Here is a 26,307-nt window from a genome sequence, read left to right on the forward strand (position 1 = left end):
CTCAGAATTCGTCACTTGAGTTTTTTGCCATGAACCAATTGTTGGCCATGCGCGTCTTCGCCCGCGTCGTGCAGGCCGGATCGTTTACCCGAGCCGCCGACTCGTTGAATCTGCCGAAAACCTCGGTCAGCAAACTGGTAGCCGAGCTGGAAGAACACCTCGGTGCGAGGTTGTTGCAGCGAACCACCCGCCGACTCACGGTGACGGCGGACGGCATGGCCTATTACGAGCGCGCCCTGCAGCTGATGGTGGAGCTGGACGATCTGGACAACAGTTTCGCCAGCGCCCAGGGCCATCCGCGCGGCAAGATTCGCGTCGATGTCGGCGGCTCGGTGGCGACGATCCTGATCATCCCCGCGCTGCCGGATTTCTACGCTCGGTATCCGGACATTCAGATCGAATTGGGTGTCAGTGATCGACCGGTGGATTTGATCAGCGAAAACGTCGACTGCGTGATTCGCGGCGGACCGTTGACCGAGCTTTCCATGGCCGCACGGCCGCTGGGGCTGTCGTCATGGACCACCTGCGCGGCGCCGGGCTATCTCGAGCGATTCGGCACGCCAACCGATCCGCGCGACCTGGAGAAAAATCATCGACTGGTCAGCTATCACTCGGCCCTCACTGGACGGGTGATGCCGGCGCGGTTCGAACGTAACGGAGAAAAGTTCGAGATTCGCGGGCAGGGGCTGTTCAGCGTCAACGAAAGCAATGCGCACCTGGCCTCCGGACTGGCCGGGCTCGGCGTCATTCACACCTTCACCTATACCGTGCAATCGCATATCGAGCGTGGAGAACTGGTGCCGATTCTTCAGGATTGGCGGCCGCCCCGCTATCCGTTTCACGTGCTGTATCCGCCGAACCGACACCTGAGTAACCGGGTTCGGGTATTTATCGATTGGCTGGCGCAGCTGTTCGCCGGTTTGGGTTAGCCTTGGCACCGCCATTCATTTCGACGGACCGCCCATGAAAATCATCCGCAGCCGATCCTTCACCGCTGACCGTGCCTGGGGCGCGCTCGACATCGCCAACATGAATGGCATCACCACCCGTTTGCACTGGACCGATCAGCCCTACAAATGGCACATCAATGACGGTCAGGAAGTGTTCGTCGTGCTCGATGGCCAGGTGCAGATGCACTACCGAGAAGAGGGTCTGGAGAAAGAGGTGGTGTTGAATGTAGGAGATATCTTTTACGCCTCCGTAGGCACCGAGCACGTGGCGCATCCATTGGGTGTAGCGAGAATATTGGTGATCGAATCGGAAGGCAGTGTCTGAGGCTATATCTGAAAAACAGATAACAGTTAGAGATATTACCCGTTATATCGATATTCGATTCAGATCTACCATGAACTCCACCTCAACAGAGGACAGGAGTTCGACCATGACATGCCCTAATACCGCCAGACCCGGCATTAAACCGTTCAGTCATTTGCAGCATCCACGCGAGGTGATTCGTCAGTTCACCCCGAACTGGTTCGCCGCGACCATGGGCACCGGCGTTTTAGCGCTGGCGTTGGCGCAGTTGCCGGTCGCAAGCCCCGGTTTGCAGGCGATTGCTGAAATGCTTTGGCTGTTCAATATCTTTCTGTTCGCTTTGTTCACGGCGCTGTACGCGGCACGTTGGGTGCTGTTTTTCGATGAGGCGCGGCGGATTTTCGGCCATTCCACGGTATCGATGTTTTTCGGCACGATTCCCATGGGGCTGGTGACCATCATCAACGGTTTCCTGTTGTTCGGTCTGCCGCGCTGGGGCGAAGGCGTGGTTCATGTTGCTGAAGTGCTGTGGTGGCTGGACGTGGCGATGTCGCTGGCCTGCGGCGTGCTGATCCCCTACATGATGTTCACCCGCCAGGAACACAGCATCGATCAGATGACCGCCGTCTGGCTGTTGCCGGTGGTGGCCGCGGAAGTGGCGGCGGCCAGCGGTGGCCTGCTGGCGCCGCACCTTGCCAACGCCCATTCGCAACTGGTGGTGCTGGTCACCAGCTACGTGCTCTGGGCATTTTCCCTGCCGGTGGCGTTCAGCATTCTGACGATCCTGTTGCTGCGCATGGCGCTGCACAAGCTGCCCCACGAGAACATGGCTGCTTCGAGCTGGCTGGCGCTCGGTCCGATTGGTACCGGGGCGCTGGGCATGTTGCTGCTGGGGGCCGACGCGCCGGAGATCTTTGCCGCCAACGGTTTGCCGGGAATCGGTGAGATCGCCGCCGGGCTGGGGCTGGTGGCCGGGATCACGTTGTGGGGCTTTGGTCTGTGGTGGATGCTGATCGCGTTGTTGATCACCGGCCGTTACCTGCGCGCCGGCATTCCCTTCAATCTCGGCTGGTGGGGTTTCACCTTTCCGCTGGGCGTCTATTCTCTGGCAACGTTGAAACTGGCCAGCACCTTGAACCTGACGTTTTTCAGTGCCTTTGGCTGTGTGCTGGTGGCGTTGCTGGCGGTGATGTGGCTGATCGTCGCCAAACGCACGGTGCAGGGCGCGTGGCGGGGTGAGTTGTTTGTCTCGCCGTGCATTGCAGGATTAAACAAATAACCTGCAAAGATTAGGTAAGGTGTGGCCCGGATCGACGATCGACATTCCAACTACAGTATCCACGCCACTCTCTAGCCAAATTCAGGAACACGGAAGATGAGTCACCCCTCACAGTTCAGCTTGCTTCGCACTCGGCGCTTCCTGCCGTTTTTCGTGACCCAGTCCCTCGGAGCGTTCAACGACAACGTTTTCAAGCAGTCGCTGATCCTCGCCATTCTGTACAAGTTGACCATCGAGGGTGATCGTTCGATCTGGGTCAATCTGTGTGCGCTGCTGTTTATCCTGCCGTTCTTTCTGTTTTCGGCGCTGGCCGGGCAGTTTGGCGAGAAGTTCGCCAAGGACGCGCTGATTCGCCTGATCAAGCTCGGGGAGATCGCCATCATGGTGGTCGGCGCGATCGGTTTTGTCTTCGATCACCTGTCGCTGATGCTGCTGGCGCTGTTCGCCATGGGCACCCACTCGGCGCTGTTCGGGCCGGTGAAATACTCGATCCTGCCCCAGGCCTTGCACGAAGAAGAACTGGTGGGCGGCAACGGTCTGGTGGAAATGGGCACCTTCCTGGCGATCCTCGCCGGGACCATCGGCGCCGGGATCATGATGTCGTCCGCGCATTACGCGCCCATCGTGTCCACGGCGATCATCGGCATTGCAGTGCTGGGTTATCTGGCCAGTCGCAGCATTCCGCGGGCGGCGGCCTCATCGCCGCAAATGCGTCTGAACTGGAACATCTTCAGTCAATCCTGGGCCACCTTGAAACTGGGCCTGGGGCAAACCCCTGCGGTGTCGCGCTCGATTGTCGGCAACTCATGGTTCTGGTTTGTCGGGGCGATTTACCTGACGCAAATCCCGGCGTATGCCAAGGAGTGGATGCACGGCGACGAAACCGTGGTGACGCTGATTCTTACCGTGTTCTCGGTGGGCATCGCGCTGGGTTCGTTGCTTTGCGAAAAGCTGTCCGGACGCAAAGTCGAGATCGGGCTGGTGCCGTTCGGCTCGTTTGGTCTGACAGTATTCGGGTTGCTGCTGTGGTGGCATTCCGGCGGAATTCCCGACAGTGTCAACGGCCATGGCTGGATCGAAATCCTCGGCTTTGGTCACACCTGGCTGGTGTTGATCGACATTCTCGGTCTCGGGGTTTTCGGCGGTTTCTACATTGTGCCGCTGTACGCGCTGATTCAGTCACGCACCCCGGAGAACGAGCGGGCGCGGGTGATCGCCGCCAACAACATTCTCAACGCGCTGTTCATGGTGGTCTCGGCGATTGTTTCGATCGTGTTGCTGAGCCTGGCCAAATTGTCGATCCCGCACCTGTTCCTGGTGGTGTCGCTGCTGAACATCGGCGTCAACGCCTACATCTTCAAAATCGTCCCCGAGTTCAGCATGCGCTTCATGATCTGGCTGCTCAGCCACTCCATGTACCGCGTGGAGCATCGCAATCTGGAGGCGATTCCGGATGAGGCCGCGGCGCTGCTGGTGTGCAATCACGTGTCCTTTGTCGACGCGTTGCTGATTGGCGGCGCGGTGCGTCGGCCGATTCGCTTTGTGATGTATTACAAGATCTACAACCTGCCGGTGCTGAACTTCATCTTCCGCACAGCCGGGACGATTCCGATCGCAGGACGCCAGGAAGACATTCAGATCTACGAAAAGGCCTTCACACGCATCGCCCAATACCTGAAGGACGGTGAGCTGGTGTGCATCTTCCCTGAAGGCAAACTGACCGCCGATGGCGAGATCAACGAGTTCAAGGGCGGGCTGCGGCGGATTCTCGAAGAGACGCCGGTGCCGGTAATTCCGTTGGCATTGCAGGGGCTGTGGGGGAGTTTCTTCAGTCGCGATCCCGACAAAGGCGTATTCCGTCGGTTGTGGTCGCGGGTGACCCTGGTGGCGGGGCCGGCGGTGGCGGTCGAGGCGGCAGAGCCGGCGAAACTGCAAGGGCTGGTCGGGGAGTTGCGCGGCGCTGTCCGCTGACTACTGTAGGAGCGAGCTTGCTCGCGATGGTCGTTAACGATAACGCGTGTTTACCGGCTAAGCGCGGCGCCTTTAAGGTCATCGCGAGCAAGCTCGCTCCTACAGTAAGCTCCCCGCGCCAGCGAGTCTTCAGCCCGCCATCGCCAATCGGTTGCGTCCTTCACGCTTGGCCACATACAGCGCGCTGTCGGCCCGTCGCAACAGGCTTTCGGCTGATTCGCCGGGCAGCAGGGTTGCACACCCGAGGCTGACGGTCAGCTCGATCTGCTTGCCATCGGCCAGATAATCCTTGGCCTGCGCGGCAAACCGCAGCCGCTCACCGACCATGGCCGCCGCCTCGCGGCCGGTGTTGGACAGCAGAATCAGGAACTCTTCGCCGCCAAAGCGAAACACCATGTCGACGTTGCGCAACTGGCCTTTGATCGAGGCTGCAACGGCTTTGAGCACGTCATCGCCGGCGCTGTGGCCGTGGGTATCGTTGATCTGTTTGAAGTGGTCGATGTCCAGCATCAGCAGCGACAAGGGTTGCAAATGCCGACGCGACATGTCGATTTCCCGTTGCAGCGTCTGGTCCATGGCAATGCGGTTGCCGGTGTCCGTGAGGGGATCGCGCAGGGCACTTTGGGTGGCGGCGCGGTAGAGCAGGGCATTGCGCATCGGGTACAGCAATGCGGACAGCAGCGACTCGAGGTTGCCCTGTTCCTGCTCGCTGAAACGCTGATTGCGGCGGAATACCAGTTCGCCCAGGTGCTCGCCTTCATGGCTGAGGGTGTAGCTGATCGAGTGGTGACCGCGCAGACCGAACTCCAGGCGCAAGTCGCTGGCCTTGTGCTGGTAGCTCAAGGCATCGAGCGGCACGAGTCGTTGAATTTCACGGAAGAAGAGCCCGAGAATGCGTTGTGGCTCAAGACTGGTTTGCAGTTGCAGGCTTAGTTGCTGGCGCAATTGCGCAAGACTGACCGGCCTCTTCAGAAGCGGGGGCTGTTGACCAAAGCCCAGGCGTTGCAATTTGGCGCTATCGAAGTCAATTGCGTTGGTCTGGGAAGGTGATTTCATATGGCATGCGCCCCTAAGCAGTAAGGCTGTCTTACAGGCTGGGTGAGAGCGGCTTTGGGCTGCGCGTCGTACTGGTCCATCAGTCCCGTAGGACATTTGGCGCAAGTCTAATCTGCTTTGTCGAAGATTAGTAACCTATCGACGCGAGCGTCGGCCCGTCTGCTTTCACACGGCGTGTCTAAGCAGATATAGAGCGAAAGTCGTGCCATTCGGTTCAGTGGGATTAAAAGGCTTGAAAATCAATATTTTGGGTGGCGTTCAGGCGGTGTTCGGCTCATTTTGTGACGTTTGTTTGACTGTGATAAGCCGCAGTTATGACGCTTGGTAAGTGCCGTGACGGAAATTTGCCACGGCACAAAAGCGACGCACGGCGTTACTGAGCGTTGAACGCCTGGCCGTTGATGCCGGTGCTGTCCGGGCCCATCAGGTAGAGATAGACCGGCATGATCTCCTCGGGAGTCGGGTTGTTCAGCGGGTTTTCACCGGGGTACGCCTGGGCGCGCATGCTGGTGCGGGTGGCGCCGGGGTTGATGCTGTTCGAGCGCACCGGGGCCACGGTGTCGACTTCGTCGGCCAGGGTTTGCATCAGGCCTTCGGTGGCAAATTTGGAGACGCCGTAAGCGCCCCAATACGCACGGCCCTTGCGGCCGACGCTGCTGGAAGTGAACACCACCGAAGCGTCCTGCGACAGTTTGAGCAGCGGCAACAGCGTGCTGGTGAGCATGAACATGGCGTTGACGTTGACTTGCATGACACGCATGAAGTTCTCGCCGGACAGTTGTTCGATGGGCGTGCGCGGACCAATGATCGATGCGTTGTGCAGCAAGCCATCGAGGTGGCCGAATTCGGTTTCGATCATCGCCGCCAGCTCATCGTATTGATGGGGCAGAGCGGTTTCCAGGTTGAACGGGATCACGGCCGGTTGTGGATGGCCGGCAGCCTCGATTTCGTCATAGACCTGAGTCAGGTTGGCTTCGCTCTTGCCCAGCAACAGCACGGTGGCGCCGTGGGCGGCATAGGTTTTCGCAGCGGCAGCGCCGATGCCGCGACCAGCGCCGGTGACCAGAATGACCCGGTCCTTGAGCAGTTCAGGGCGGGCGGAATAATCAAACATAAAAAACCTCAACAAAAATTCTTCAGGTCACGCGCTATCCCTGTGGGAGCGAGCCTGCTCGCGATGGTCGTCAACGATTACGCGACAAGCCTGACACCCCGCGGAGTTCTCGGGTTTTTCGCGAGCAAGCTCGCTCCTACAAAAAGCGGTTCTCAGCAGCTGCAGAGTGCGCTGTCCAAAACCTTGCGCAATTCCAGCGGATGATCAACCACCACATCCGCCCCCCAATGCCGCGGGTTATCGTCCGGATGAATGTAGCCATAGGTCACGGCGGCCGTCCGGGTGCCGGCATCGCGGCCAGACTCGATATCACGCAGGTCATCACCCACGAACAGCACGCTGGCCGGATCGAGGTCGAGCATCTTGCACGCCAGGATCAAAGGCTCCGGGTCCGGCTTGCTGTTCTTCACGTGATCCGGGCAGATCAACAGCGCCGAACGCTCGGCCAGCCCCAGTTGCTGCATGATCGGCTCGGCAAACCGCAGTGGCTTGTTGGTGACCACGCCCCAGATCAGGTTGGCTTTCTCGATGTCGGCCAGCACTTCGGCCATCCCGTCGAACAGCTTGCTGTGAACCGCACAGCCCGCGAGATAACGCTCGAGGAACTCCAGACGAAGTTCTTCGAAGCCCGGAGATTCCGGGTCCATGGAGAAGGTCACGGCGACCATCGCCTTGGCGCCGCCGGAGATCTCGTCGCGGATGTGCTTGTCATTCATCGGCGGCAAGCCGCGGTCGGCACGCATCGCCTGACAGATCGCAATAAAGTCCGGCGCGGTGTCGAGCAGGGTGCCGTCCATGTCGAAAAGAACTGCTCTGATACGCATCGGCTTATTCCTCGCGCAGGGTCTGGATCATGTAGTTGACGTCCACGTCGGAGGCCAGTTTGTAGTGCTTGGTCAGCGGGTTATAGGTCAGGCCGATGATGTCCTTGACGGTCAGGCCGGCCATGCGGCTCCAGGCGCCGAGCTCGGAAGGTCGGATGAATTTCTTGAAGTCGTGAGTGCCGCGCGGCAGCAGCTTCATGATGTATTCGGCACCCACGATGGCGAACAGGTACGCCTTCGGGTTGCGGTTGATGGTGGAGAAGAATACCTGGCCACCCGGTTTGACCATTTTGAAGCAGGCGCGGATCACGGACGATGGGTCCGGCACGTGCTCAAGCATTTCCAGGCAAGTGACCACGTCAAACTGCTCGGGCATTTCTTCGGCCAGGGCTTCGGCGGTGATCTGGCGGTATTCGACGCTTACGCCGGATTCCAGCTGATGCAATTGAGCGACGGCCAGCGGCGCTTCGCCCATGTCGATGCCCATCACGGTCGCGCCGCGTTGAGCCATGGCTTCGCTGAGGATGCCGCCGCCGCAACCGACGTCGAGGGCTTTCTTGCCGGCAAGGTTGACGCGTTCGTCAATCCAGTTGACCCGCAGCGGGTTGATGTCGTGCAGCGGTTTGAATTCGCTTTCGCGGTCCCACCAGCGATGGGCCAGGGCTTCGAATTTAGCGATTTCGGCGTAGTCGACGTTACTCATGGTTCATCCTCTAAAACTTGAAAAATCCTGTTGCCCCGACGGTTGGCCCCGGGGTGCTTACGATTCGGTGTGGCCGCTGATGCGTTGGCCCCAGGCCTTGGCGGTGGCGCAAAGCTGTTCTTCATCCAGACGGGTCAGGCGACGGTCGTCGAGCAGTTGCTTGCCACCCACCCAAAGGTGTTTCACGCAGTCCCGGCCGGTGGCGTATATAAGCTGCGAAACCGGGTCGTAGACCGGTTGCTGCGCCAGGCCGGAAAGGTCGAACGCGACCATGTCCGCGGCTTTGCCGATTTCCAGCGAACCGACCTCGGCCTCGATGCCCAGGGCGCGGGCACCGTTGAGCGTGGCCATGCGCAGGGCGCGATGGGCGTCCAGTGCGGTGGCCGACCCGGCGACGGCTTTGGCCAGCAATGCGGCGGTGCGGGTTTCGCCGAGCAGGTCGAGGTCATTGTTGCTGGCCGCGCCATCGGTGCCGACGGCCACGTTGACGCCCGCCTGCCACAAGCGCTCCACCGGGCAGAAACCGCTGGCCAGCTTCAGGTTCGACTCCGGGCAATGAATCACATTGGTGTTGCTTTCTACCAGCATCACCAGGTCTTCATCGCTGATCTGAGTCATGTGAACCGCCTGGAAGCGCGGCCCCAACAGGCCCAAGCGCGCCAGTCGGGCTAGCGGACGCTCGCCACGCTGCTCGACCGCCTGCTGCACTTCGAAGGCGGTTTCGTGGACGTGCATGTGGATCGACGCATCCAGCTCCTCGGCGATCACCCGGATTTTCTCCAGGTTTTCGTCGCCCACGGTGTAAGGCGCGTGGGGGCCGAAGGTGACTTTTATGCGCTCGTGGTGCTTGAGATCGTTGAACAGTTCGACGCCCTGACGAATGGCCTCGTCCGCCGTGCTGGCGCCCGGGATCGGGAAGTCGAGGATCGGAATTGCGATTTGCGCGCGAATGCCGCTGTTATGCACGCGTTCGCTGGCAACCTTCGGGAAGAAATACATGTCAGAGAAGCAGGTGATGCCACCTTTGATCTGTTCGGCGATGGCAAGGTCGGTGCCATCGCGTACAAAGGCCTCATCGACCCACTTGGCTTCTGCCGGCCAAATGTGGTTTTCCAGCCAGGTCATCAGCGGCATATCGTCGGCCAAGCCACGGAACAGTGTCATCGCCGCATGCCCGTGAGCATTGATCAGGCCGGGGCTGAGCAGCATGTCCGGCAGTTCGCGGACTTCGGTTGCGTCAAGCTTCAGCGCAGCCGCGCGCGGGCCGATAAAGACAATGCGACCGTCGCGAATGCCCAGGCCATGCTCTTTGAGGACAACGCCAGCGGGTTCGACGGGTACCAGCCAGGTCGGCAGCAATAACAGGTCGAGCGCAGCGGCAGTGTTCGGCATCGAGAGTCGGTTCCAGTGCTTTTGTAAAGGATGGCGAAGTATACCCGAGCGTCTTCGCGGGGGGATCGCTATAATCGGCCGCTTTGTTACTGAGTACGGGGTGTGGGATGCGCGATCGACTGTTGGCTGCGGAGAAGGTGAAGGCCATCGATTGGCGTGATGGTGCCCTGTACTTGCTGGACCAGCGTATTTTGCCGTTCGAGGAAACCTGGATTGCCTGCACCAGCGCTGCTGGCGTGGCCGAGGCCATTCGTTCGATGGTGGTGCGTGGCGCGCCGGCGATTGGCATCAGTGCCGCGTATGCCATGGTGCTGGCAGCTCGCGCCCGAATTGCCGAGGGCGGTGACTGGCAGGCAGCGTGGGAAGAGGATTACGCGTTGCTGGCCGATTCCCGTCCGACGGCGGTGAATCTGTTCTGGGCCTTGAGTCGCATGCGTGACCGCCTTGATCGTATCAAGGGCGATGCCGACCCACTGGCGGCGCTGGAAGCGGAGGCCATTGCCATTCACGAAAGTGATCGTGAAGCCAACCTGACCATGGCGCAATTGGGTGTGGACCTGATCCGCAAGCATCAGGGCAACGCGCAGGCGATCCTGACCCACTGCAACACCGGCGCGTTGGCCACTGGCGGTTTCGGCACGGCGCTGGGGGTCATTCGCGGGGCGTTCATCGAAGGCATGGTCGAGCGCGTTTATGCCGACGAAACCCGTCCGTGGCTGCAGGGTTCTCGATTGACCGCATGGGAATTGGCCAACGAAGGCATTCCCGTGACCCTCAATGCCGACTCCGCCGCCGCCCACATCATGAAGACCAAAGGCATTACCTGGGTCATCGTCGGCGCCGACCGGATCACCGCCAATGGCGACGTGGCCAACAAGATCGGTACTTATCAACTGGCGGTGAACGCCATGCACCACGGCGTGCGCTTCATGGTGGTGGCGCCCAGTTCGACCATCGACATGAACCTGGCCAGTGGCGACGACATTCCGATTGAAGAGCGTGACGGCCGCGAGTTGCTGGAAGTGGGCGGCAAGCGGGTCGGGGCGGATGTCGATGCGTTCAACCCGGTATTCGATGTGACGCCTGCGGACCTGATCGATGCCATCGTGACCGAAAAAGGCATTGTCGAGCGGCCGGATGCCGCGAAGATGGCGCAGTTGATGTGCCGCAAGCGTTTGCATTGAGGGCGTCCGGTGCCTTGTGAAACGCCATCGCCAGCAGGCTGGCTCCCACAGGTTTTGTGATCGGCACCGATCCTGTGGGAGCCAGCCTGCTGGCGATGAGGCCCTCAATGTCAATAAACATCCGTAATTCAGTCGCGAATTCTGCATTCGGAGCGGCTCTAAGCCCCCTCTCGTCCCCTTCAAGCCTGCCACCAGTCAACTAACTACACTCCATGCGCATCTGGGGGATAGGTGCGTGGCGGCTCTTGTGATAACATCCGGCGGTTTCCAAGGTGGCCCGATGTGGCTGCCTTTACTGCGCAGATCCATGGCATAACTCGTTGATTTGTCGTAAGTCGGTGCATTGGCACTCAGCCTGCATCGGCGAGCTTCGTTCGTCCCATATGGATGTGACGAAGTTTCACCAGAAAAAGGAATCAGGCTTCTCATGGGCGAACTGGCCAAAGAAATCCTCCCGGTCAATATCGAAGACGAGCTGAAGCAGTCCTACCTCGACTACGCGATGAGCGTAATTGTCGGGCGGGCACTGCCGGATGCGCGCGATGGCTTGAAGCCCGTGCACCGGCGTGTGCTGTTCGCGATGAGCGAGCTGGGCAACGACTTCAACAAGCCGTACAAGAAATCTGCCCGTGTTGTCGGTGACGTGATCGGTAAGTATCACCCGCACGGTGATACCGCGGTGTACGACACCATCGTTCGGATGGCGCAGCCATTCTCGCTGCGCTACCTGCTGGTAGACGGTCAGGGCAACTTCGGTTCGGTGGACGGCGACAATGCCGCGGCCATGCGATACACCGAAGTGCGCATGACCAAGCTGGCGCACGAACTGCTGGCCGACCTGCATAAAGAAACCGTGGACTGGGTGCCGAACTACGACGGCACCGAAATGATCCCGGCGGTCATGCCGACCCGTATTCCCAACCTGCTGGTCAACGGCTCCAGCGGTATCGCCGTGGGCATGGCGACCAACATTCCGCCGCACAACCTCGGTGAAGTCATCGATGGTTGCTTGGCGCTCATCGACAACCCCGAGTTGACCATCGATGAGCTGATGCAATACATCCCCGGCCCGGACTTCCCGACTGCCGCGATCATCAACGGTCGCGCCGGCATCATCGAAGCCTACCGCACCGGTCGCGGCCGCATTTACATGCGCGCCCGCTCGATGATCGAAGACATCGACAAGGTCGGTGGCCGTCAGCAGATCGTCATCACCGAACTCCCTTACCAGTTGAACAAGGCCCGTCTGATCGAGAAGATCGCCGAGCTGGTAAAAGAGAAGAAGCTGGAAGGCATCACCGAACTGCGCGACGAGTCCGACAAGGACGGTATGCGCGTCGTGATCGAGCTGCGTCGTGGTGAAGTGCCTGAGGTGATCCTCAACAACCTCTACGCCCAGACCCAGCTGCAAGCGGTGTTCGGTATCAACATCGTTGCGCTGATCGACGGCCGTCCGCGGATCCTGAACCTCAAGGACCTGCTGGAAGCCTTCGTTCGTCACCGTCGCGAAGTCGTTACCCGTCGCACCGTGTTCGAACTGCGTAAAGCCCGCGAACGTGGCCACATTCTGGAAGGTCAAGCGGTTGCCCTGTCGAACATCGACCCGGTCATCGCCCTGATCAAGGCCTCGCCAACCCCGTCGGAAGCCAAGGAAGCGCTGATCAGCACGCCATGGGAATCTTCCGCCGTGGTCGCGATGGTTGAACGTGCCGGTGCCGATTCGTGCCGTCCGGAAAACCTCGATCCGCAATACGGTCTGCGCGAAGGCAAGTACTTCCTGTCGCCGGAACAGGCGCAAGCCATTCTGGAACTGCGTCTGCACCGCCTGACCGGTCTGGAACACGAAAAACTGCTGGCCGAGTACCAAGAGATCCTCAACCAGATCGGCGAGCTGATCCGCATCCTCAACAGCGCCACGCGCCTGATGGAAGTGATCCGCGAAGAGCTGGAAGTGATCCGTGCCGAATACGGCGACGTGCGCCGCACCGAAATTCTCGATGCCCGTCTCGACCTGACCCTGGGTGACATGATCCCGGAAGAAGAGCGCGTCGTGACCATTTCCCACGGTGGCTACGCCAAGACCCAGCCGTTGGCTGCGTACCAGGCCCAGCGTCGTGGCGGTAAAGGCAAATCGGCTACCGGCGTCAAGGATGAGGACTACATCGCTCACCTGCTGGTCGCCAACAGCCACACCACGCTGTTGCTGTTCTCCAGCAAAGGCAAGGTGTACTGGCTGAAAACCTACGAAATCCCGGAAGCGTCCCGCGCTGCCCGTGGTCGTCCGCTGGTCAACCTGCTGCCGCTGGACAGTGATGAATACATCACCACCATGCTGCCGGTCGAGGAATACACCGAAGGTCACTTCATCTTCATGGCCACCGCCAAAGGCACCGTGAAGAAGACCCCGCTGGAATCCTTCAGCCGTCAACGCAGCGTCGGTCTGATCGCGCTGGAACTGGATGAAGGTGACGTACTGATTTCCGCCGCCATTACCGATGGCGATCGTGAAGTCATGCTGTTCTCCGACGGTGGCAAGGTCACTCGCTTCAAGGAAACCGACGTTCGCGCCATGGGCCGTACCGCTCGCGGTGTCCGCGGCATGCGTCTGCCGGAAGGCCAGAAGCTGATTTCCATGCTGATCCCGGAAGAAGGCAGCCAGATCCTCACCGCTTCGGCTCGTGGTTTCGGCAAGCGCACGGCGATCACCGAGTTCCCTGAGTACAAGCGTGGCGGTCAGGGCGTTATCGCCATGGTCAGCAACGACCGTAACGGCCGTCTGGTCGGCGCGGTTCAGGTGCTCGACGGCGAGGAAATCATGCTGATTTCCGACCAGGGTACTTTGGTTCGTACCCGTGTCGACGAAGTCTCCAGTCTGGGTCGTAACACCCAGGGCGTGACCCTGATCAAGCTGGCCAGCGATGAAACGCTGGTAGGCCTGGAACGGGTTCAGGAGCCGTCGGAAGTCGAAGGCGAAGAGCTGGAAGGTGAAGAGGGCGCAGTGTTCGACGGTGAAGTCGTGATCGACGACGTAGTTGAAGACCAGCAACTCGACGCCGCCGCTGACGAAGAACCGCAAGAGTAAGCGGACAAACAGGGGGCGGATGAAAATTCGCCCCCTTGTTGTTTGTCCCTTTGGAAATAATGATGTCCCTGTAGGAGCGAGCTTGCTCGCGATGGACGTTAACGATGACGCGGGTTTTCTGATTAAACGCGGCGCCCTCAAGTCCATCGTCGGAACGCCGCCCGGAGCAAGCTCGCTCCTACAGTTGATCGCTCCCACGTCCTGCGGGGAATGATCACACTGTATTTACTGCGTGATACCACCAAATCAGAGCGAGATTGGATGTGAGCAAGAGAGCCTATAACTTCTGTGCCGGTCCTGCGGCACTTCCCGAAGCTGTCCTGCAGCGCGCCCAAGGTGAACTCCTTGATTGGCACGGCAAGGGCCTCTCGGTCATGGAAATGAGCCATCGCAGTGATGAGTTCGTGTCCATTGCGACCAAGGCCGAGCAGGATCTGCGTGATCTGCTGAATATCCCCTCGAACTACAAAGTGCTGTTTCTGCAAGGTGGCGCCAGCCAGCAATTCGCTCAGATCCCTCTGAACCTGTTGCCGGAAAGCGGCACTGCCGACTATATCGATACCGGTATCTGGTCGCAGAAAGCCATCGAAGAAGCTTCGCGCTACGGTAACGTCAACGTCGCCGCCACCGCCAAGCCTTACGACTATTTCGCTATCCCTGGTCAAAACGAATGGAAGCTGTCGAAAGACGCGGCCTACGTTCACTACGCGCCGAACGAAACCATTGGCGGCCTGGAATTCAACTGGGTCCCGGAAACCGGTGACGTTCCGTTGGTCGCTGACATGTCCTCGGACATTCTCTCGCGTCCGATCGATGTTTCGCGTTTTGGCATGATCTACGCCGGCGCCCAGAAAAACATCGGCCCGAGCGGAATCGTCGTCAATATCGTTCGCGAAGACCTGCTGGGTCATGCCCGCTCCCTGTGCCCGACCATGCTCAACTACAAGGTCGCGGCCGATAACGGCTCGATGTACAACACCCCGCCAACCCTGGCCTGGTACTTGTCCGGTCTGGTGTTCGAGTGGCTGAAAGAGCAGGGTGGTGTCGAAGCCATCGGCAAGCTCAACGAAGTGAAACAGCGCACGCTGTACGACTTCATCGATGCCAGCGGCCTCTACAGCAACCCGATCAACAAGTCGGATCGCTCGTGGATGAATGTGCCGTTCCGTCTGGCTGACGATCGTCTGGACAAGCCATTCCTGGCCGGAGCCGACGAGCGTGGCCTGCTGAATCTCAAGGGTCACCGTTCCGTGGGTGGCATGCGCGCCTCCATCTATAACGCCGTCGACATCGTTGCGGTCAACGCACTGATTTCGTACATGGCAGAGTTCGAGAAGGAACACGGCTAATGTCTGAGCAAGAACTCAAGGCACTGCGCCTGCGCATTGATGCCCTGGACGAAAAAGTCCTGGAGCTGATCAGTGAGCGCGCACGCTGCGCCCAGGAAGTTGCGCGAGTAAAGATGGCCTCGCTGGCCGAAGGCGAAGTGCCTGTGTTCTATCGTCCTGAGCGTGAAGCTCAGGTGCTCAAGCGTGTGATGGAGCGCAATCAGGGTCCGTTGGGCAACGAAGAGATGGCGCGGTTGTTCCGCGAAATCATGTCCTCGTGCCTGGCCCTCGAACAGCCGCTGAAAGTGGCTTACCTCGGCCCTGAAGGCACCTTCACCCAAGCGGCGGCCATGAAGCATTTCGGTCACGCGGTGATCAGCAAGCCAATGGCGGCGATCGACGAAGTGTTCCGCGAAGTGGCGGCTGGCGCGGTGAATTTTGGCGTGGTCCCGGTGGAAAACTCCACCGAGGGCGCGGTCAACCACACCCTCGACAGCTTCCTCGAACACGACATGGTCATCTGTGGCGAGGTCGAGTTGCGGATTCACCATCACCTGCTGGTCGGTGAAAACACCAAGACCGACAGCATCAGCCGCATCTATTCCCACGCCCAGTCGCTGGCCCAGTGCCGCAAGTGGCTGGATGCACACTACCCGAATGTCGAGCGCGTGGCGGTTTCGAGCAACGCCGAAGCGGCGAAGCGGGTCAAGGGTGAGTGGAACTCGGCGGCGATCGCCGGCGACATGGCCGCAGGCTTGTACGGGCTAACCCGTCTGGCTGAGAAAATCGAGGATCGCCCGGACAACTCCACGCGATTCCTGATGATCGGCAGCCAGGAAGTGCCTCCGACCGGCGACGACAAGACCTCGATCATCGTGTCGATGAGCAACAAACCCGGCGCGCTTCACGAGTTGCTGGTGCCGTTCCACGACAACGGCATCGACCTGACGCGTATCGAGACGCGCCCTTCGCGCAGTGGTAAATGGACCTACGTGTTCTTTATCGACTTCGTCGGCCACCACCGCGATCCGCTGGTGAAAGGTGTGCTGGAAAAAATCAGTCAGGAAGCAGTGGCACTTAAAGTGTTGGGTTCCTACCCGAAAGCAGTTCTCTAAGGGGTAGCAAATGAGTGGCAACTTCCTCGCTCTGGCACAGCCAGGCGTGCAACAACTCTCGCCTTACGTTCCGGGCAAGCCTGTGGACGAACTGGCGCGCGAGCTGAATATCGATCCGGCCAGCATCGTCAAACTGGCGAGCAACGAAAACCCGTTGGGCGCCAGTCCGAAGGCGCTGGCGGCGATTCGTGAAGAGCTGGCCGAACTGACCCGTTATCCGGATGGCAACGGTTTTGCGCTCAAGACCCTGCTGGCCGACCAGTGCCGCGTCGAACTGAATCAGGTGACGCTGGGCAATGGCTCCAACGACATTCTGGAGTTGGTCGCTCGCGCTTATCTGGCTCCGGGCCTGAACGCGGTGTTCAGCGAGCACGCGTTTGCGGTCTATCCGATCGTCACGCAAGCCGTCGGCGCTACCGCCAAAGTGATTCCGGCGAAAGACTGGGGGCATGATCTGTCGGCCATGCTGGCTGCCATCGACGCCGATACCCGCGTGGTCTTCATCGCCAACCCGAACAACCCGACCGGAACCTGGTTTGGCGCCGAAGCGCTGGACGAGTTCCTGCAGGACGTACCGGAACACGTGCTGGTGGTGCTGGACGAGGCCTACATCGAATACGCCGAAGGCAGTGACCTGCCGGATGGTCTCGACTACCTGGCGGCCTACCCGAATCTGCTGGTCTCGCGAACCTTCTCCAAGGCCTACGGCCTGGCGGCGCTGCGGGTCGGTTATGGCTTGTCCACCGCGGTGGTTGCCGACGTGCTGAACCGCGTGCGTCAGCCGTTCAACGTCAACAGCCTGGCCCTGGCCGCCGCGTGCGCTGCGTTGCAAGACACCGACTACCTGGCTGAAAGCCGCCGCCTGAACGAAGCCGGCATGCAGCAACTGGAAGCGGGCTTCCGTGAGCTGGGGCTGAGCTGGATTCCGTCCAAGGGCAACTTCATCTGCGTCGATCTGGGTCGTGTGGCGGCCCCGGTTTTCCAGGGGTTGCTGCGCGAAGGCGTGATCGTGCGTCCGGTGGCCAACTACGGCATGCCGAACCACCTGCGCATCACCATCGGTTTGCCAGCGGAAAACAGCCGCTTCCTTGAGGCGCTGACCAAGGTTCTGGCCCGTGGTTGATGTCACTGCTCTGCAATCTGCTGAACCTATGATCGGTCGCCTGGTGGTGGTCGGTCTGGGGCTGATTGGCGGTTCGTTTGCCAAGGGTTTGCGTGAAAGCGGCCTGTGCCGCGAAGTGGTCGGCGTCGATCTCGACCCGCAGTCGCGCAAGCTCGCGGTTGAGTTGGGTGTGGTCGATCGCTGCGAAGAAGACCTGGCGGTCGCTTGTCAGGGCGCCGACGTGATTCAGCTGGCCGTGCCGATCCTTGCCATGGAAAAGATGCTTGGGCGCTTGGCCGGCATGGACCTGGGGCAAGCGATTCTGACCGACGTCGGCAGCGCCAAAGGCAATGTCGTGCGCGCCGCGACCGAAGCGTTTGGCGGCATGCCGGCGCGTTTCGTGCCTGGCCATCCGATTGCCGGTTCCGAGCAGAGCGGGGTGGAAGCCTCCAATGCCGAGCTGTTCCGTCGCCATAAAGTGATTCTGACGCCGCTGGATCAAACCGATCCGGCGGCACTGGCCGTTGTCGACCGTTTGTGGCGTGAACTGGGCGCCGATGTCGAGCACATGCAGGTCGAGCGTCACGACGAAGTGTTGGCGGCGACCAGCCATTTGCCGCACTTGCTGGCGTTCGGTTTGGTCGATTCATTGGCCAAACGCAATGAAAACCTTGAGATCTTCCGTTACGCTGCCGGCGGTTTTCGCGATTTCACAAGAATTGCGGGAAGCGACCCGGTCATGTGGCACGACATCTTCCTCGCCAACCGCGAAGCTGTCCTGCGCACACTCGATACATTTCGCAGCGACCTCGACGCCTTGCGCGACGCGGTCGATGCAGGGGATGGGCACCAATTGTTGGGCGTATTCACTCGCGCCCGGGTTGCCCGCGAACATTTCAGTAAAATCCTGGCCCGCCGGGCTTATGTGGACGCTATGAACTCCAACGACCTGATTTTCCTGGCACAACCTGGTGGCCGCCTGACTGGGCGGATTCGTGTACCGGGCGACAAATCGATTTCCCACCGTTCGATCATGCTCGGCTCCCTCGCCGAGGGCGTCACCGAAGTCGAAGGCTTCCTCGAGGGCGAAGACGCTCTGGCGACCTTGCAGGCCTTCCGCGACATGGGTGTCGTGATCGAAGGTCCGCACCATGGGCGCGTGACCATCCACGGCGTCGGCCTGCATGGCCTGAAGCCTGCGCCGGGCCCGATCTATCTGGGCAACTCCGGCACCTCGATGCGTCTGCTGTCCGGCCTGTTGGCTGCGCAGAACTTCGACAGCACTCTGACGGGTGACGCCTCGCTGTCCAAGCGTCCGATGAATCGCGTGGCCAATCCGCTGCGTGAAATGGGTGCCGTGATCGAGACCGCTGCAGAAGGTCGTCCGCCGATGACCATCCGTGGTGGCAACAAGCTCAAAGGCCTGACCTACACCATGCCGATGGCCAGCGCCCAGGTTAAATCCTGCCTGCTGCTGGCGGGTCTGTACGCCGATGGCAAGACCACAGTCACCGAGCCTGCGCCAACCCGCGACCACACCGAGCGCATGCTGCGTGGTTTCGGCTACCCGGTCACTGTCAACGGCGCAACCGCATCGGTCGAGTCCGGGCACAAGCTGACCGCGACCCACATTGAAGTGCCGGGCGATATTTCGTCCTCGGCGTTCTTCCTGGTGGCGGCGTCGATCGCCGAAGGTTCCGAGCTGGTGCTCGAGCACGTCGGCATCAACCCGACCCGTACCGGCGTAATCGATATCCTGCGCCTGATGGGCGCTGACATCACCCTGGAAAACCAGCGTGAAGTCGGCGGCGAGCCGGTAGCGGACCTGCGCGTACGTGCAGCTAAACTCAAAGGCATCGAGATTCCCGAAGCGCTGGTGCCACTGGCCATCGACGAATTCCCGGTGCTGTTCGTGGCGGCGGCGTGTGCTGAAGGGCGCACCATCCTGCGCGGTGCAGAAGAGCTGCGAGTCAAAGAGTCGGACCGGATCCAGGTCATGGCCGATGGCTTGCTGGCGCTGGGCGTCAAATGCGAGCCGACCCCGGACGGCATCATCATCGACGGCGGCCTGATCGGCGGCGGCGAAGTGCACGGTCACGGCGATCACCGGATTGCCATGGCTTTCAGCGTTGCTTCCCTGCGCGCCACTGCACCGATCCGCATCCATGATTGCGCCAACGTCGCGACCTCGTTCCCGAACTTCCTGGCGCTGTGCGCACAGGTCGGTATCCGTGTTGCACAAGAGGCTCAGTCGTGATTATCAAGCCACCGGTCATCACCATCGACGGCCCGAGCGGGTCGGGTAAAGGCACTATCGCCGGGATTCTGGCCAAGCGTCTGGGCTGGTGCCTGCTGGATTCCGGTGCGCTGTATCGTCTGCTGGCATTTGCCGCGCGCAACCACGGCGTGGATCTGACCAATGAAGAGTCGCTGAAACTGCTCGCGGCTCATTTGGACGTGCAGTTCGTCGGGGCGACCGAAGGTCATCCGCAGCGCATCATCCTCGAAGGTGACGATGTCACCGATGATCTGCGCAACGAACAAGTGGGCGCATGGGCCTCGCAAGTGGCCGCCTTGCCGGCCGTGCGCGACGCTCTGCTGCAGCGTCAGCGGGCGTTTCAGGAAGCACCGGGCCTGGTGGCCGATGGTCGCGACATGGGCACGGTGGTTTTTCCCGATGCGCCGCTGAAGATATTCCTCACTGCCAGTGCCGAGGAGCGTGCGCGCCGTCGATACTTGCAGTTGAAGGGCAAAGTCGATGGTGTTAGTCTGTCGAGTCTGCTAGATGAGATACGTGTCCGCGACGAGCGTGACACCCAGCGAGCGGTAGCCCCGCTCAAACCGGCGGCTGACGCCATCCAGCTGGATTCCACGGAATTATCCATCGATCAGGTGCTGGAACGCATCATGAGCGAGATCGCCATTCGCGATATCGCCGGGTGACCAAGAAGCTTCGCAGGGGACCAGTCATAGTCCTGTGGCGCTTCTTTTAATTGAAACTAACCCACATCGTCTGGGATGTGGAGATGGGCGTATTCTTCGCCCTCATCAACAGGAATTAAAATGAGCGAAAGCTTTGCGGAACTCTTTGAAGAAAGCCTAAAAACCCTGAACCTTCAGGCAGGCTCCATCATCACCGGTGTTATCGTTGATATCGATTACCAGGCTCGCTGGGTAACCGTTCACGCTGGCCTGAAGTCTGAAGCACTCATCCCGCTTGAGCAGTTCTACAACGACGCTGGCGAGCTGAACATCAACGTTGGTGACGAAGTTCACGTAGCGCTGGATTCGGTTGAAGACGGCTTTGGTGAAACCAAGCTGTCCCGTGAAAAAGCCAAGCGCGCTGAATGCTGGATTGTTCTGGAAGCTGCCTTCGCAGCCGAGGAAGTGGTCAAGGGCGTTATCAACGGTAAGGTTAAAGGCGGCTTCACTGTCGACGTTAACGGCATCCGTGCGTTCCTGCCAGGTTCCCTGGTTGACGTCCGTCCTGTGCGCGATACTACGCACCTGGAAGGCAAAGAGCTGGAATTCAAGGTCATCAAACTCGACCAGAAACGCAACAACGTTGTCGTTTCCCGTCGCAGCGTCCTCGAAGCCGAGAACTCCGCTGAGCGTGAAGCTCTGCTGGAATCCCTGCAGGAAGGTCAACAAGTCAAAGGTATCGTCAAGAACCTCACCGATTACGGCGCATTCGTCGATCTGGGTGGCGTCGATGGCCTGCTGCACATTACCGACATGGCTTGGAAGCGTATCAAGCATCCTTCCGAAATCGTCAACGTTGGCGACGAGATCGATGTCAAGGTTCTGAAGTACGATCGCGAACGCAATCGTGTTTCCCTGGGCCTGAAGCAACTGGGCGAAGATCCATGGGTTGCTATCAAAGCCCGTTACCCAGAAAGCACTCGCGTTACCGCTCGTGTAACCAACCTGACCGACTACGGCTGCTTCGCTGAGCTGGAAGAAGGCGTTGAAGGCCTGGTACACGTTTCCGAAATGGACTGGACCAACAAGAACATCCACCCTTCGAAAGTCGTACAAGTCGGCGACGAAGTGGAAGTTATGGTTCTGGACATCGACGAAGAGCGTCGTCGTATCTCCCTCGGCATCAAACAGTGCAAATCGAACCCATGGGAAGATTTCTCTGGCCAGTTCAACAAGGGCGATAAAATCTCCGGCACCATCAAGTCGATCACCGATTTCGGTATCTTCATTGGTCTGGACGGCGGCATCGACGGTCTGGTTCACCTGTCCGACATCTCCTGGAACGAAGTGGGCGAAGAAGCCGTTCGCCGCTTCAAGAAGGGCGACGAGCTGGATACCGTTATCCTGTCGGTTGACCCAGAGCGCGAGCGCATCTCCCTGGGTATCAAGCAACTGGAAAGCGATCCGTTCTCCGAGTACGTTCAAGAGAACGACAAAGGCGCAATCGTTAAAGGCATCGTGAAAGAAGTTGACGCTAAAGGCGCCATCATCACTCTGGCCGACGATATCGAAGCGACTCTGAAAGCCTCCGAAATCAGCCGTGACCGCGTTGAAGACGCGCGCAACGTTCTGAAAGAAGGCGAAGAAGTAGAAGCCAAGATCATCAGCGTTGACCGCAAGAGCCGTGTAATCCAGCTCTCCATCAAGTCGAAAGACGTTGAAGAAGAGAAAGAAGCAATCCAGAGCCTGCGCGACAAGCCAGCTTCGGACACTGCTGCTCCTGGTCCTACCACTCTGGGCGACCTGTTGCGTGCACAAATGGAAAAACAGAACTAAGTTCTGTCGGACCATTAGAAAAAGGGCGACTTCGGTCGCCCTTTTTTGTGTCTGCGATTCGGTGAGTGCGGTGCTTGCCTCCCCCCCCCCAGTCGCCATGTTCAACGTGAAACCAATCACCTCAAGAAGCTGTCTCTTTCTTTAATCGGATCAATCGCTTATTTGCAGCTAGTCTTTAGCCGAAAGCGAACGAAAGTCGGGCGGGGCGCCCGGCATAAGGAAATGAATGAACAAGCTCATCGTCGCAATAGCATTACTGACATTGGCGGGTTGTGCCACAAGTGCCAAAACTCATGCCGTGCGTGGTGTCAGTGGCATTGAGGTGGATTGTTCGGGATTGGGGTCGGGCTGGGAGAAGTGCCATAAGCGCGCTGCCAAAGAGTGCAAAGGCTCTGGCTATAAAGTAGTCACAAGATCAGATGATGCCAAAGATGAAGATGAATATCCGTTTGGCTTTAACCCGGCGGGTTATCTGACGCGCACGATGCTGGTTATCTGCAGATGAGTGCTTTAGGTGTGAACAGTGTAATGCGCCCAGGACCAAGGCAGCGGAATGCTGGCAAAGATATGTCAATACTCGGGCTGTTCAAATTCCTCCGGGCATGCTAAAACCTTTGAAGCGATTTTCCTAGCTGCTTGAAAAAGAAGGGAAAAATATGACGAAGTCGGAGTTGATCGAACGAATTGTCACCCATCAAGGGCTGCTCTCATCGAAGGATGTGGAGCTGGCTATCAAGACTATGCTTGAACAAATGTCACAATGTCTGGCCACCGGTGATCGGATTGAGATTCGTGGGTTTGGCAGCTTCTCCTTGCATTATCGGGCGCCGCGAGTAGGGCGTAATCCGAAGACCGGTCAGTCGGTTAGCCTCGACGGTAAATTCGTCCCCCATTTTAAACCGGGTAAGGAACTGCGGGATCGGGTTAATGAGGAGGAAGAACATGATCTTTAATCGCCGGCGGGACGTAGATGAGTAGGGTCAAGCGTATAACGACGCTTTCGTTGATATTATTTCTAGTCGCGCTTGTAGTTATATTTGTACTAGAAAATAATCAGCCCGCAACACTAACTTTTTTCGGGTGGTCGACTCCACAGTTACCATTCGCAGCCTATATTGTCATGGCGTTGCTAGTGGGGTGGGGGGCGGGCCCGGTAATGACCTGGTTTGTGGGTGCGAGATTAAAGCGTCGAGGCTAGGATAGATTGAGCGAAATGGAATTAATGAAACCGGAGTACCCTATGCAAGGCCATACTGCAGCTAAGCCTCGTTCAAACGAGGTTGATTTGCTAGAACTTTTTAAAGTGCTGTGGCTACAGAAGTGGTTAGTTATCGCAATCACATTTGTCTTTGTGCTTTCCTTCGCGGCTTATGCATTTATGGTCACGCCTGTATTCGAAGCGAAATATTACGTGTCGCCCCCGAAGATTGAAGATATTGCTAGTCTGAATTATGGTCGAAACGACAAATCTGATTTAAAAAAATTTACGGTAGAAGATATCTACAAGATTTTTTTACGTAATCTCCAGTCTCAATCTTTGCGCCAATCATTTTTTAAGAATGTCTATATTCCAGGATTGTCTGATGATGCTAATAGCGCAGGCGTCCCCACATACACCGAGTTTTCAAAAAATTTGATAATTTCACCCCTTGATAAAAAAGAGGTGGCGGGGAGCTGGTCGGTGACTTTTCAAGGCGTCAATCCGGAAAAAATTACGGAGTGGGCTAACCTTTATGTAGCTGAGGCAGCAAAGCGTGCCGAGCATGAGGTGTTAGATAGCGCGGTCAAGGGCGTTACGGTTTTAGCCGGTAACCTTCAGGCCAGCATCGACATGCTTCGTGAATCGGGGGAAAGAAAGCGGTTGGATGCCATTACTCACTTAGAGGAAGCCTTATCTGTTGCGAAGGCGAGCAGACTAGAGGACTCGGTTGTATTTGCTGGGGGCGGGGGGGGGAAGCTGGCTGGGGACATGGAGGGTGGTCTTACCTACTTGCGGGGAACCAAAGCACTTGAAGCTCAGCTAAGAAACCTTCAAAAGCGAACGACGAACGATTCATTCATTCCTGGACTCAGAAAGCTGCAGGCTCAATACACTTTGTATAAAGAAATGGAGTCTGGCAAATATGACATCGCTGTTTTTCATCAGGATGGCGTAGTTGATCGCCCAGTCGCACCCATCAAACCAAGAAAATTTTTCATCATTTTATTAGGCTTGATCCTGGGGGGCGTGATTGGTTGTTCCGTGGCACTGATTCGTGGTTTTTTCCTGGCACCACTTCAGTACAGAACCGCCTGACACTGAATGCTCCCCCCCTGTCTCTTCGCAACGGAATACGCTCTCCCGCCTGGACAGGGCGTTCGGGTGCTGGAAAGGAGGTCTGGTTTCCTGCACCTAGCGTCATGTTATGGGCATCGAAGGAGTTGATCGTTTGGCTGCTTCCTCTACACTGGCGCCGTCCCTCCCGTGAGTTGATCATGCCGCCGAAAAATGACCATTTCTGCAAAGTCGCCATTGAGGTGACGTTCGGGCGGGAGGAAGTCGTCTGATTGCGTATAATCCGCATATGCCCTGAATCTTTATACGGCTTTGGGAGCAGAGCTATGATTTAATTCGGAGATTGTGTCGGTGCGCGTACGCTCTGCGAACAAGGTCTCGCGGCTGCGCCGGGCCTGATCGGCGACGAGCAGTGGGGCAGTCAAACGGCCTGAGCGCGCTTCCGTCAGTTTCGGGTGTTTGGCCGCTTGGACTTGTATTTACGTCCATGGCGTTTTATCCACAGTCAGGCTGATGTGGCATTTAAGTGTATTTATCTTGAGTTGGAGTATTACTGATGCACCTGCAGAAACAGGCCAGTGTCGCGAAATTCAAAAGTAAGGAAGCGTTGATCGGGATTGTTGGTCTCGGCTATGTAGGCTTGCCTTTAATGCTTCGATATAACGCTATTGGCTATCGCGTGCTAGGCATCGATATTGATGAAAGCAAAATCGAATTGCTCAACGCTGGCCAAAGCTACATTGAGCATATCGCTGCAGAAAAAATTGCGGATGCTCGCAATTCGGGCTTCGAAGCGACTGCAGATTTCAGCCGAGTAGCCGAGTGCGATGCTCTGATTCTCTGTGTACCCACGCCACTGAACAAGTATCGCGAGCCTGACATGAGCTTTGTGATCGATACCACAAACGCCATCAAGCCTTATCTCCGGGCCGGGCAGATCGTATCGCTGGAAAGTACTACCTATCCTGGCACAACCGAAGAAGAATTACTCCCGCGAGTACAGGAAGGCGGGCTTATAGTGGGGCAAGATATTTTCTTGGTCTACTCGCCAGAGCGGGAAGATCCGGGGAATCCGAATTTCGAAACTCGCACAATTCCAAAAGTTATCGGGGGGGATACGCCGTCTTGCCTAGAGGTGGGTATCGCGCTCTACGAGCAAGCAATCGATAGGGTTGTAACAGTTAGCTCGACGAAAGCTGCGGAGATGACCAAGCTTTTGGAGAATATCCATCGGGCAGTGAATATTGGCCTGGTCAATGAAATGAAAATCGTCGCCGACCGTATGGGTATTGACATTTTCGAGGTTGTAGATGCTGCTGCTACCAAGCCATTTGGCTTTACTGCCTATTATCCAGGCCCTGGTTTGGGCGGCCACTGCATTCCAATCGACCCGTTTTATCTGACATGGAAAGCCCGAGAGTATGGTCTTCACACTCGCTTTATTGAGCTTTCCGGTGAAGTCAACCAAGCGATGCCTGAGTATGTAGTCAGCAAGTTGGTGGATGGCCTGAATGAGCACGGCAAGCCACTGAAGGGAAGCAGAGTGCTGGTGCTTGGCATTGCTTACAAGAAAAATGTCGATGACATGCGCGAATCGCCCTCTGTAGAAATCATGGAGTTACTCGAGGCAAAAGGCTGTGTGGTTGCTTATAGCGATCCGCATGTTCCTGTATTTCCGAAAATGCGTGAGCATCACTTCGACCTCCGCAGCGAGTCCCTGACTGCTGAGAATTTGTCCCGTTTTGACGCAGTGGTATTGGCTACCGATCACGACAAGTTTGACTATGAACTCATCAAGTCCTCCTCTCGTCTGATAGTCGACAGCCGGGGCAAGTATCGGATGGCGGCAGCGAACCTTATCAAGGCCTGA

General features: G+C 58.2%; 21 protein-coding genes. 16 read left to right on the top strand and 5 right to left on the bottom strand.

Annotated elements, in window-relative coordinates:
• The first annotated feature begins 29 nt into the window (after nt 1–29).
• The 4 genes from ACA066_RS08500 to ACA066_RS08515 all read left to right on the top strand — a co-directional run bounded on the left by ACA066_RS08500 (nt 30) and on the right by ACA066_RS08515 (nt 4,504).
• Complete coding sequence (locus ACA066_RS08500) at nt 30–929, top strand: LysR family transcriptional regulator (protein WP_497698851.1); 900 nt, start codon at nt 30–32, stop codon at nt 927–929.
• Nucleotides 930–963: 34 nt separating this feature from the next.
• Nucleotides 964–1,275: a cupin domain-containing protein gene (locus ACA066_RS08505; RefSeq protein WP_497698852.1), complete on the top strand. Its 312-nt coding sequence runs from the start codon at nt 964–966 to the stop codon at nt 1,273–1,275.
• Between the two features lie 106 nt (nt 1,276–1,381).
• Nucleotides 1,382–2,533 (top strand): TDT family transporter, encoded by a 1,152-nt coding sequence (locus ACA066_RS08510; protein WP_497698853.1) that lies wholly within the window; start codon nt 1,382–1,384, stop codon nt 2,531–2,533.
• A 96-nt stretch (nt 2,534–2,629) separates the two neighbouring features.
• Complete coding sequence (locus ACA066_RS08515; RefSeq protein WP_497698854.1) at nt 2,630–4,504, top strand: MFS transporter; 1,875 nt, start codon at nt 2,630–2,632, stop codon at nt 4,502–4,504.
• A gap of 129 nt (nt 4,505–4,633) precedes the next feature.
• On the opposite strand, the gene ACA066_RS08520 is transcribed toward ACA066_RS08515, so the two are convergent.
• The 5 genes from ACA066_RS08520 to ACA066_RS08540 all read right to left on the bottom strand — a co-directional run bounded on the left by ACA066_RS08520 (nt 4,634) and on the right by ACA066_RS08540 (nt 9,593).
• On the bottom strand, nt 4,634–5,560 hold the full coding sequence (locus tag ACA066_RS08520; RefSeq protein WP_497698855.1) for a GGDEF domain-containing protein: 927 nt from the start codon (nt 5,558–5,560) through the stop codon (nt 4,634–4,636).
• A 373-nt stretch (nt 5,561–5,933) separates the two neighbouring features.
• Nucleotides 5,934–6,674: a YciK family oxidoreductase gene (locus ACA066_RS08525; RefSeq protein WP_497698856.1), complete on the bottom strand. Its 741-nt coding sequence runs from the start codon at nt 6,672–6,674 to the stop codon at nt 5,934–5,936.
• A gap of 152 nt (nt 6,675–6,826) precedes the next feature.
• Nucleotides 6,827–7,498, bottom strand: coding sequence for an N-acetylmuramic acid 6-phosphate phosphatase MupP (gene mupP / locus ACA066_RS08530; protein ID WP_145315179.1), 672 nt, complete (start codon nt 7,496–7,498; stop codon nt 6,827–6,829).
• A gap of 4 nt (nt 7,499–7,502) precedes the next feature.
• Nucleotides 7,503–8,201, bottom strand: a complete 699-nt coding sequence (gene ubiG, locus ACA066_RS08535; RefSeq protein ID WP_497698857.1) for a bifunctional 2-polyprenyl-6-hydroxyphenol methylase/3-demethylubiquinol 3-O-methyltransferase UbiG — start codon at nt 8,199–8,201, stop codon at nt 7,503–7,505.
• Nucleotides 8,202–8,258: 57 nt separating this feature from the next.
• Nucleotides 8,259–9,593, bottom strand: a complete 1,335-nt coding sequence (locus ACA066_RS08540) for a TRZ/ATZ family hydrolase (protein WP_497698858.1) — start codon at nt 9,591–9,593, stop codon at nt 8,259–8,261.
• Nucleotides 9,594–9,700: 107 nt separating this feature from the next.
• Between ACA066_RS08540 and mtnA the strand changes: the two genes are divergently transcribed.
• From mtnA to wbpA, 12 genes are all read left to right on the top strand, one after another.
• The gene (mtnA, locus tag ACA066_RS08545) at nt 9,701–10,777 is read left to right on the top strand and encodes an S-methyl-5-thioribose-1-phosphate isomerase (protein ID WP_497698859.1); all 1,077 of its coding nucleotides are present in this window, start codon (nt 9,701–9,703) and stop codon (nt 10,775–10,777) included.
• A gap of 427 nt (nt 10,778–11,204) precedes the next feature.
• Entirely contained in the window at nt 11,205–13,859 is a 2,655-nt protein-coding gene (gene gyrA, locus ACA066_RS08550; protein ID WP_497698860.1) for a DNA gyrase subunit A, read from the top strand.
• 263 nt (nt 13,860–14,122) lie between these two features.
• Complete coding sequence (gene serC, locus ACA066_RS08555; protein WP_033055817.1) at nt 14,123–15,208, top strand: 3-phosphoserine/phosphohydroxythreonine transaminase; 1,086 nt, start codon at nt 14,123–14,125, stop codon at nt 15,206–15,208.
• A complete protein-coding gene (gene pheA, locus ACA066_RS08560) occupies nt 15,208–16,302 on the top strand; it encodes a prephenate dehydratase (protein ID WP_007899727.1) in 1,095 nt (364 codons plus the stop codon). Before serC ends, pheA begins: the two co-directional genes overlap by 1 nt.
• A gap of 10 nt (nt 16,303–16,312) precedes the next feature.
• Entirely contained in the window at nt 16,313–17,425 is a 1,113-nt protein-coding gene (gene hisC / locus ACA066_RS08565) for a histidinol-phosphate transaminase (RefSeq protein WP_497698861.1), read from the top strand.
• Nucleotides 17,426–17,453: 28 nt separating this feature from the next.
• Nucleotides 17,454–19,661: a bifunctional prephenate dehydrogenase/3-phosphoshikimate 1-carboxyvinyltransferase gene (locus ACA066_RS08570; RefSeq protein WP_497699831.1), complete on the top strand. Its 2,208-nt coding sequence runs from the start codon at nt 17,454–17,456 to the stop codon at nt 19,659–19,661.
• Nucleotides 19,658–20,347 carry a (d)CMP kinase gene (gene cmk, locus ACA066_RS08575; protein WP_008148720.1) on the top strand — a complete coding sequence of 230 codons (690 nt, stop codon included), beginning with the start codon at nt 19,658–19,660 and terminating at the stop codon, nt 20,345–20,347. Before ACA066_RS08570 ends, cmk begins: the two co-directional genes overlap by 4 nt.
• A 120-nt stretch (nt 20,348–20,467) precedes the next feature.
• Nucleotides 20,468–22,162 (top strand): 30S ribosomal protein S1, encoded by a 1,695-nt coding sequence (rpsA, locus tag ACA066_RS08580; RefSeq protein WP_007939922.1) that lies wholly within the window; start codon nt 20,468–20,470, stop codon nt 22,160–22,162.
• A gap of 226 nt (nt 22,163–22,388) precedes the next feature.
• Nucleotides 22,389–22,667, top strand: coding sequence for a hypothetical protein (locus ACA066_RS08585; RefSeq protein WP_497698862.1), 279 nt, complete (start codon nt 22,389–22,391; stop codon nt 22,665–22,667).
• Nucleotides 22,668–22,818: 151 nt separating this feature from the next.
• Complete coding sequence (gene ihfB, locus ACA066_RS08590; RefSeq protein ID WP_497698863.1) at nt 22,819–23,115, top strand: integration host factor subunit beta; 297 nt, start codon at nt 22,819–22,821, stop codon at nt 23,113–23,115.
• A 260-nt stretch (nt 23,116–23,375) separates the two neighbouring features.
• Nucleotides 23,376–24,458, top strand: a complete 1,083-nt coding sequence (locus ACA066_RS08595; RefSeq protein WP_497698864.1) for an LPS O-antigen chain length determinant protein WzzB — start codon at nt 23,376–23,378, stop codon at nt 24,456–24,458.
• Nucleotides 24,459–24,993: 535 nt separating this feature from the next.
• Nucleotides 24,994–26,307: a UDP-N-acetyl-D-glucosamine 6-dehydrogenase gene (wbpA, locus tag ACA066_RS08600; RefSeq protein ID WP_497698865.1), complete on the top strand. Its 1,314-nt coding sequence runs from the start codon at nt 24,994–24,996 to the stop codon at nt 26,305–26,307.

It is taken from the genome of Pseudomonas sp. LBUM1651, assembly GCF_059716135.1.

Bases quoted from the DNA above. Each gene is read 5' to 3' on its own strand.
- ACA066_RS08520 (WP_497698855.1), bottom strand. From the start codon at position 5,560: ATGAAATCACCTTCCCAGACCAACGCAATTGACTTCGATAGCGCCAAA.
- wbpA (WP_497698865.1), top strand. From the start codon at position 24,994: ATGCACCTGCAGAAACAGGCCAGTGTCGCGAAATTCAAAAGTAAGGAA.
- ihfB (WP_497698863.1), top strand. From the start codon at position 22,819: ATGACGAAGTCGGAGTTGATCGAACGAATTGTCACCCATCAAGGGCTG.
- ubiG (WP_497698857.1), bottom strand. From the start codon at position 8,201: ATGAGTAACGTCGACTACGCCGAAATCGCTAAATTCGAAGCCCTGGCC.
- rpsA (WP_007939922.1), top strand. From the start codon at position 20,468: ATGAGCGAAAGCTTTGCGGAACTCTTTGAAGAAAGCCTAAAAACCCTG.
- ACA066_RS08500 (WP_497698851.1), top strand. From the start codon at position 30: ATGAACCAATTGTTGGCCATGCGCGTCTTCGCCCGCGTCGTGCAGGCC.
- pheA (WP_007899727.1), top strand. From the start codon at position 15,208: ATGTCTGAGCAAGAACTCAAGGCACTGCGCCTGCGCATTGATGCCCTG.
- ACA066_RS08540 (WP_497698858.1), bottom strand. From the start codon at position 9,593: ATGCCGAACACTGCCGCTGCGCTCGACCTGTTATTGCTGCCGACCTGG.
- hisC (WP_497698861.1), top strand. From the start codon at position 16,313: ATGAGTGGCAACTTCCTCGCTCTGGCACAGCCAGGCGTGCAACAACTC.
- ACA066_RS08525 (WP_497698856.1), bottom strand. From the start codon at position 6,674: ATGTTTGATTATTCCGCCCGCCCTGAACTGCTCAAGGACCGGGTCATT.
- ACA066_RS08595 (WP_497698864.1), top strand. From the start codon at position 23,376: ATGGAATTAATGAAACCGGAGTACCCTATGCAAGGCCATACTGCAGCT.
- ACA066_RS08570 (WP_497699831.1), top strand. From the start codon at position 17,454: ATGATCGGTCGCCTGGTGGTGGTCGGTCTGGGGCTGATTGGCGGTTCG.
- mtnA (WP_497698859.1), top strand. From the start codon at position 9,701: ATGCGCGATCGACTGTTGGCTGCGGAGAAGGTGAAGGCCATCGATTGG.
- ACA066_RS08505 (WP_497698852.1), top strand. From the start codon at position 964: ATGAAAATCATCCGCAGCCGATCCTTCACCGCTGACCGTGCCTGGGGC.
- gyrA (WP_497698860.1), top strand. From the start codon at position 11,205: ATGGGCGAACTGGCCAAAGAAATCCTCCCGGTCAATATCGAAGACGAG.
- ACA066_RS08585 (WP_497698862.1), top strand. From the start codon at position 22,389: ATGAACAAGCTCATCGTCGCAATAGCATTACTGACATTGGCGGGTTGT.
- mupP (WP_145315179.1), bottom strand. From the start codon at position 7,498: ATGCGTATCAGAGCAGTTCTTTTCGACATGGACGGCACCCTGCTCGAC.
- ACA066_RS08510 (WP_497698853.1), top strand. From the start codon at position 1,382: ATGACATGCCCTAATACCGCCAGACCCGGCATTAAACCGTTCAGTCAT.
- ACA066_RS08515 (WP_497698854.1), top strand. From the start codon at position 2,630: ATGAGTCACCCCTCACAGTTCAGCTTGCTTCGCACTCGGCGCTTCCTG.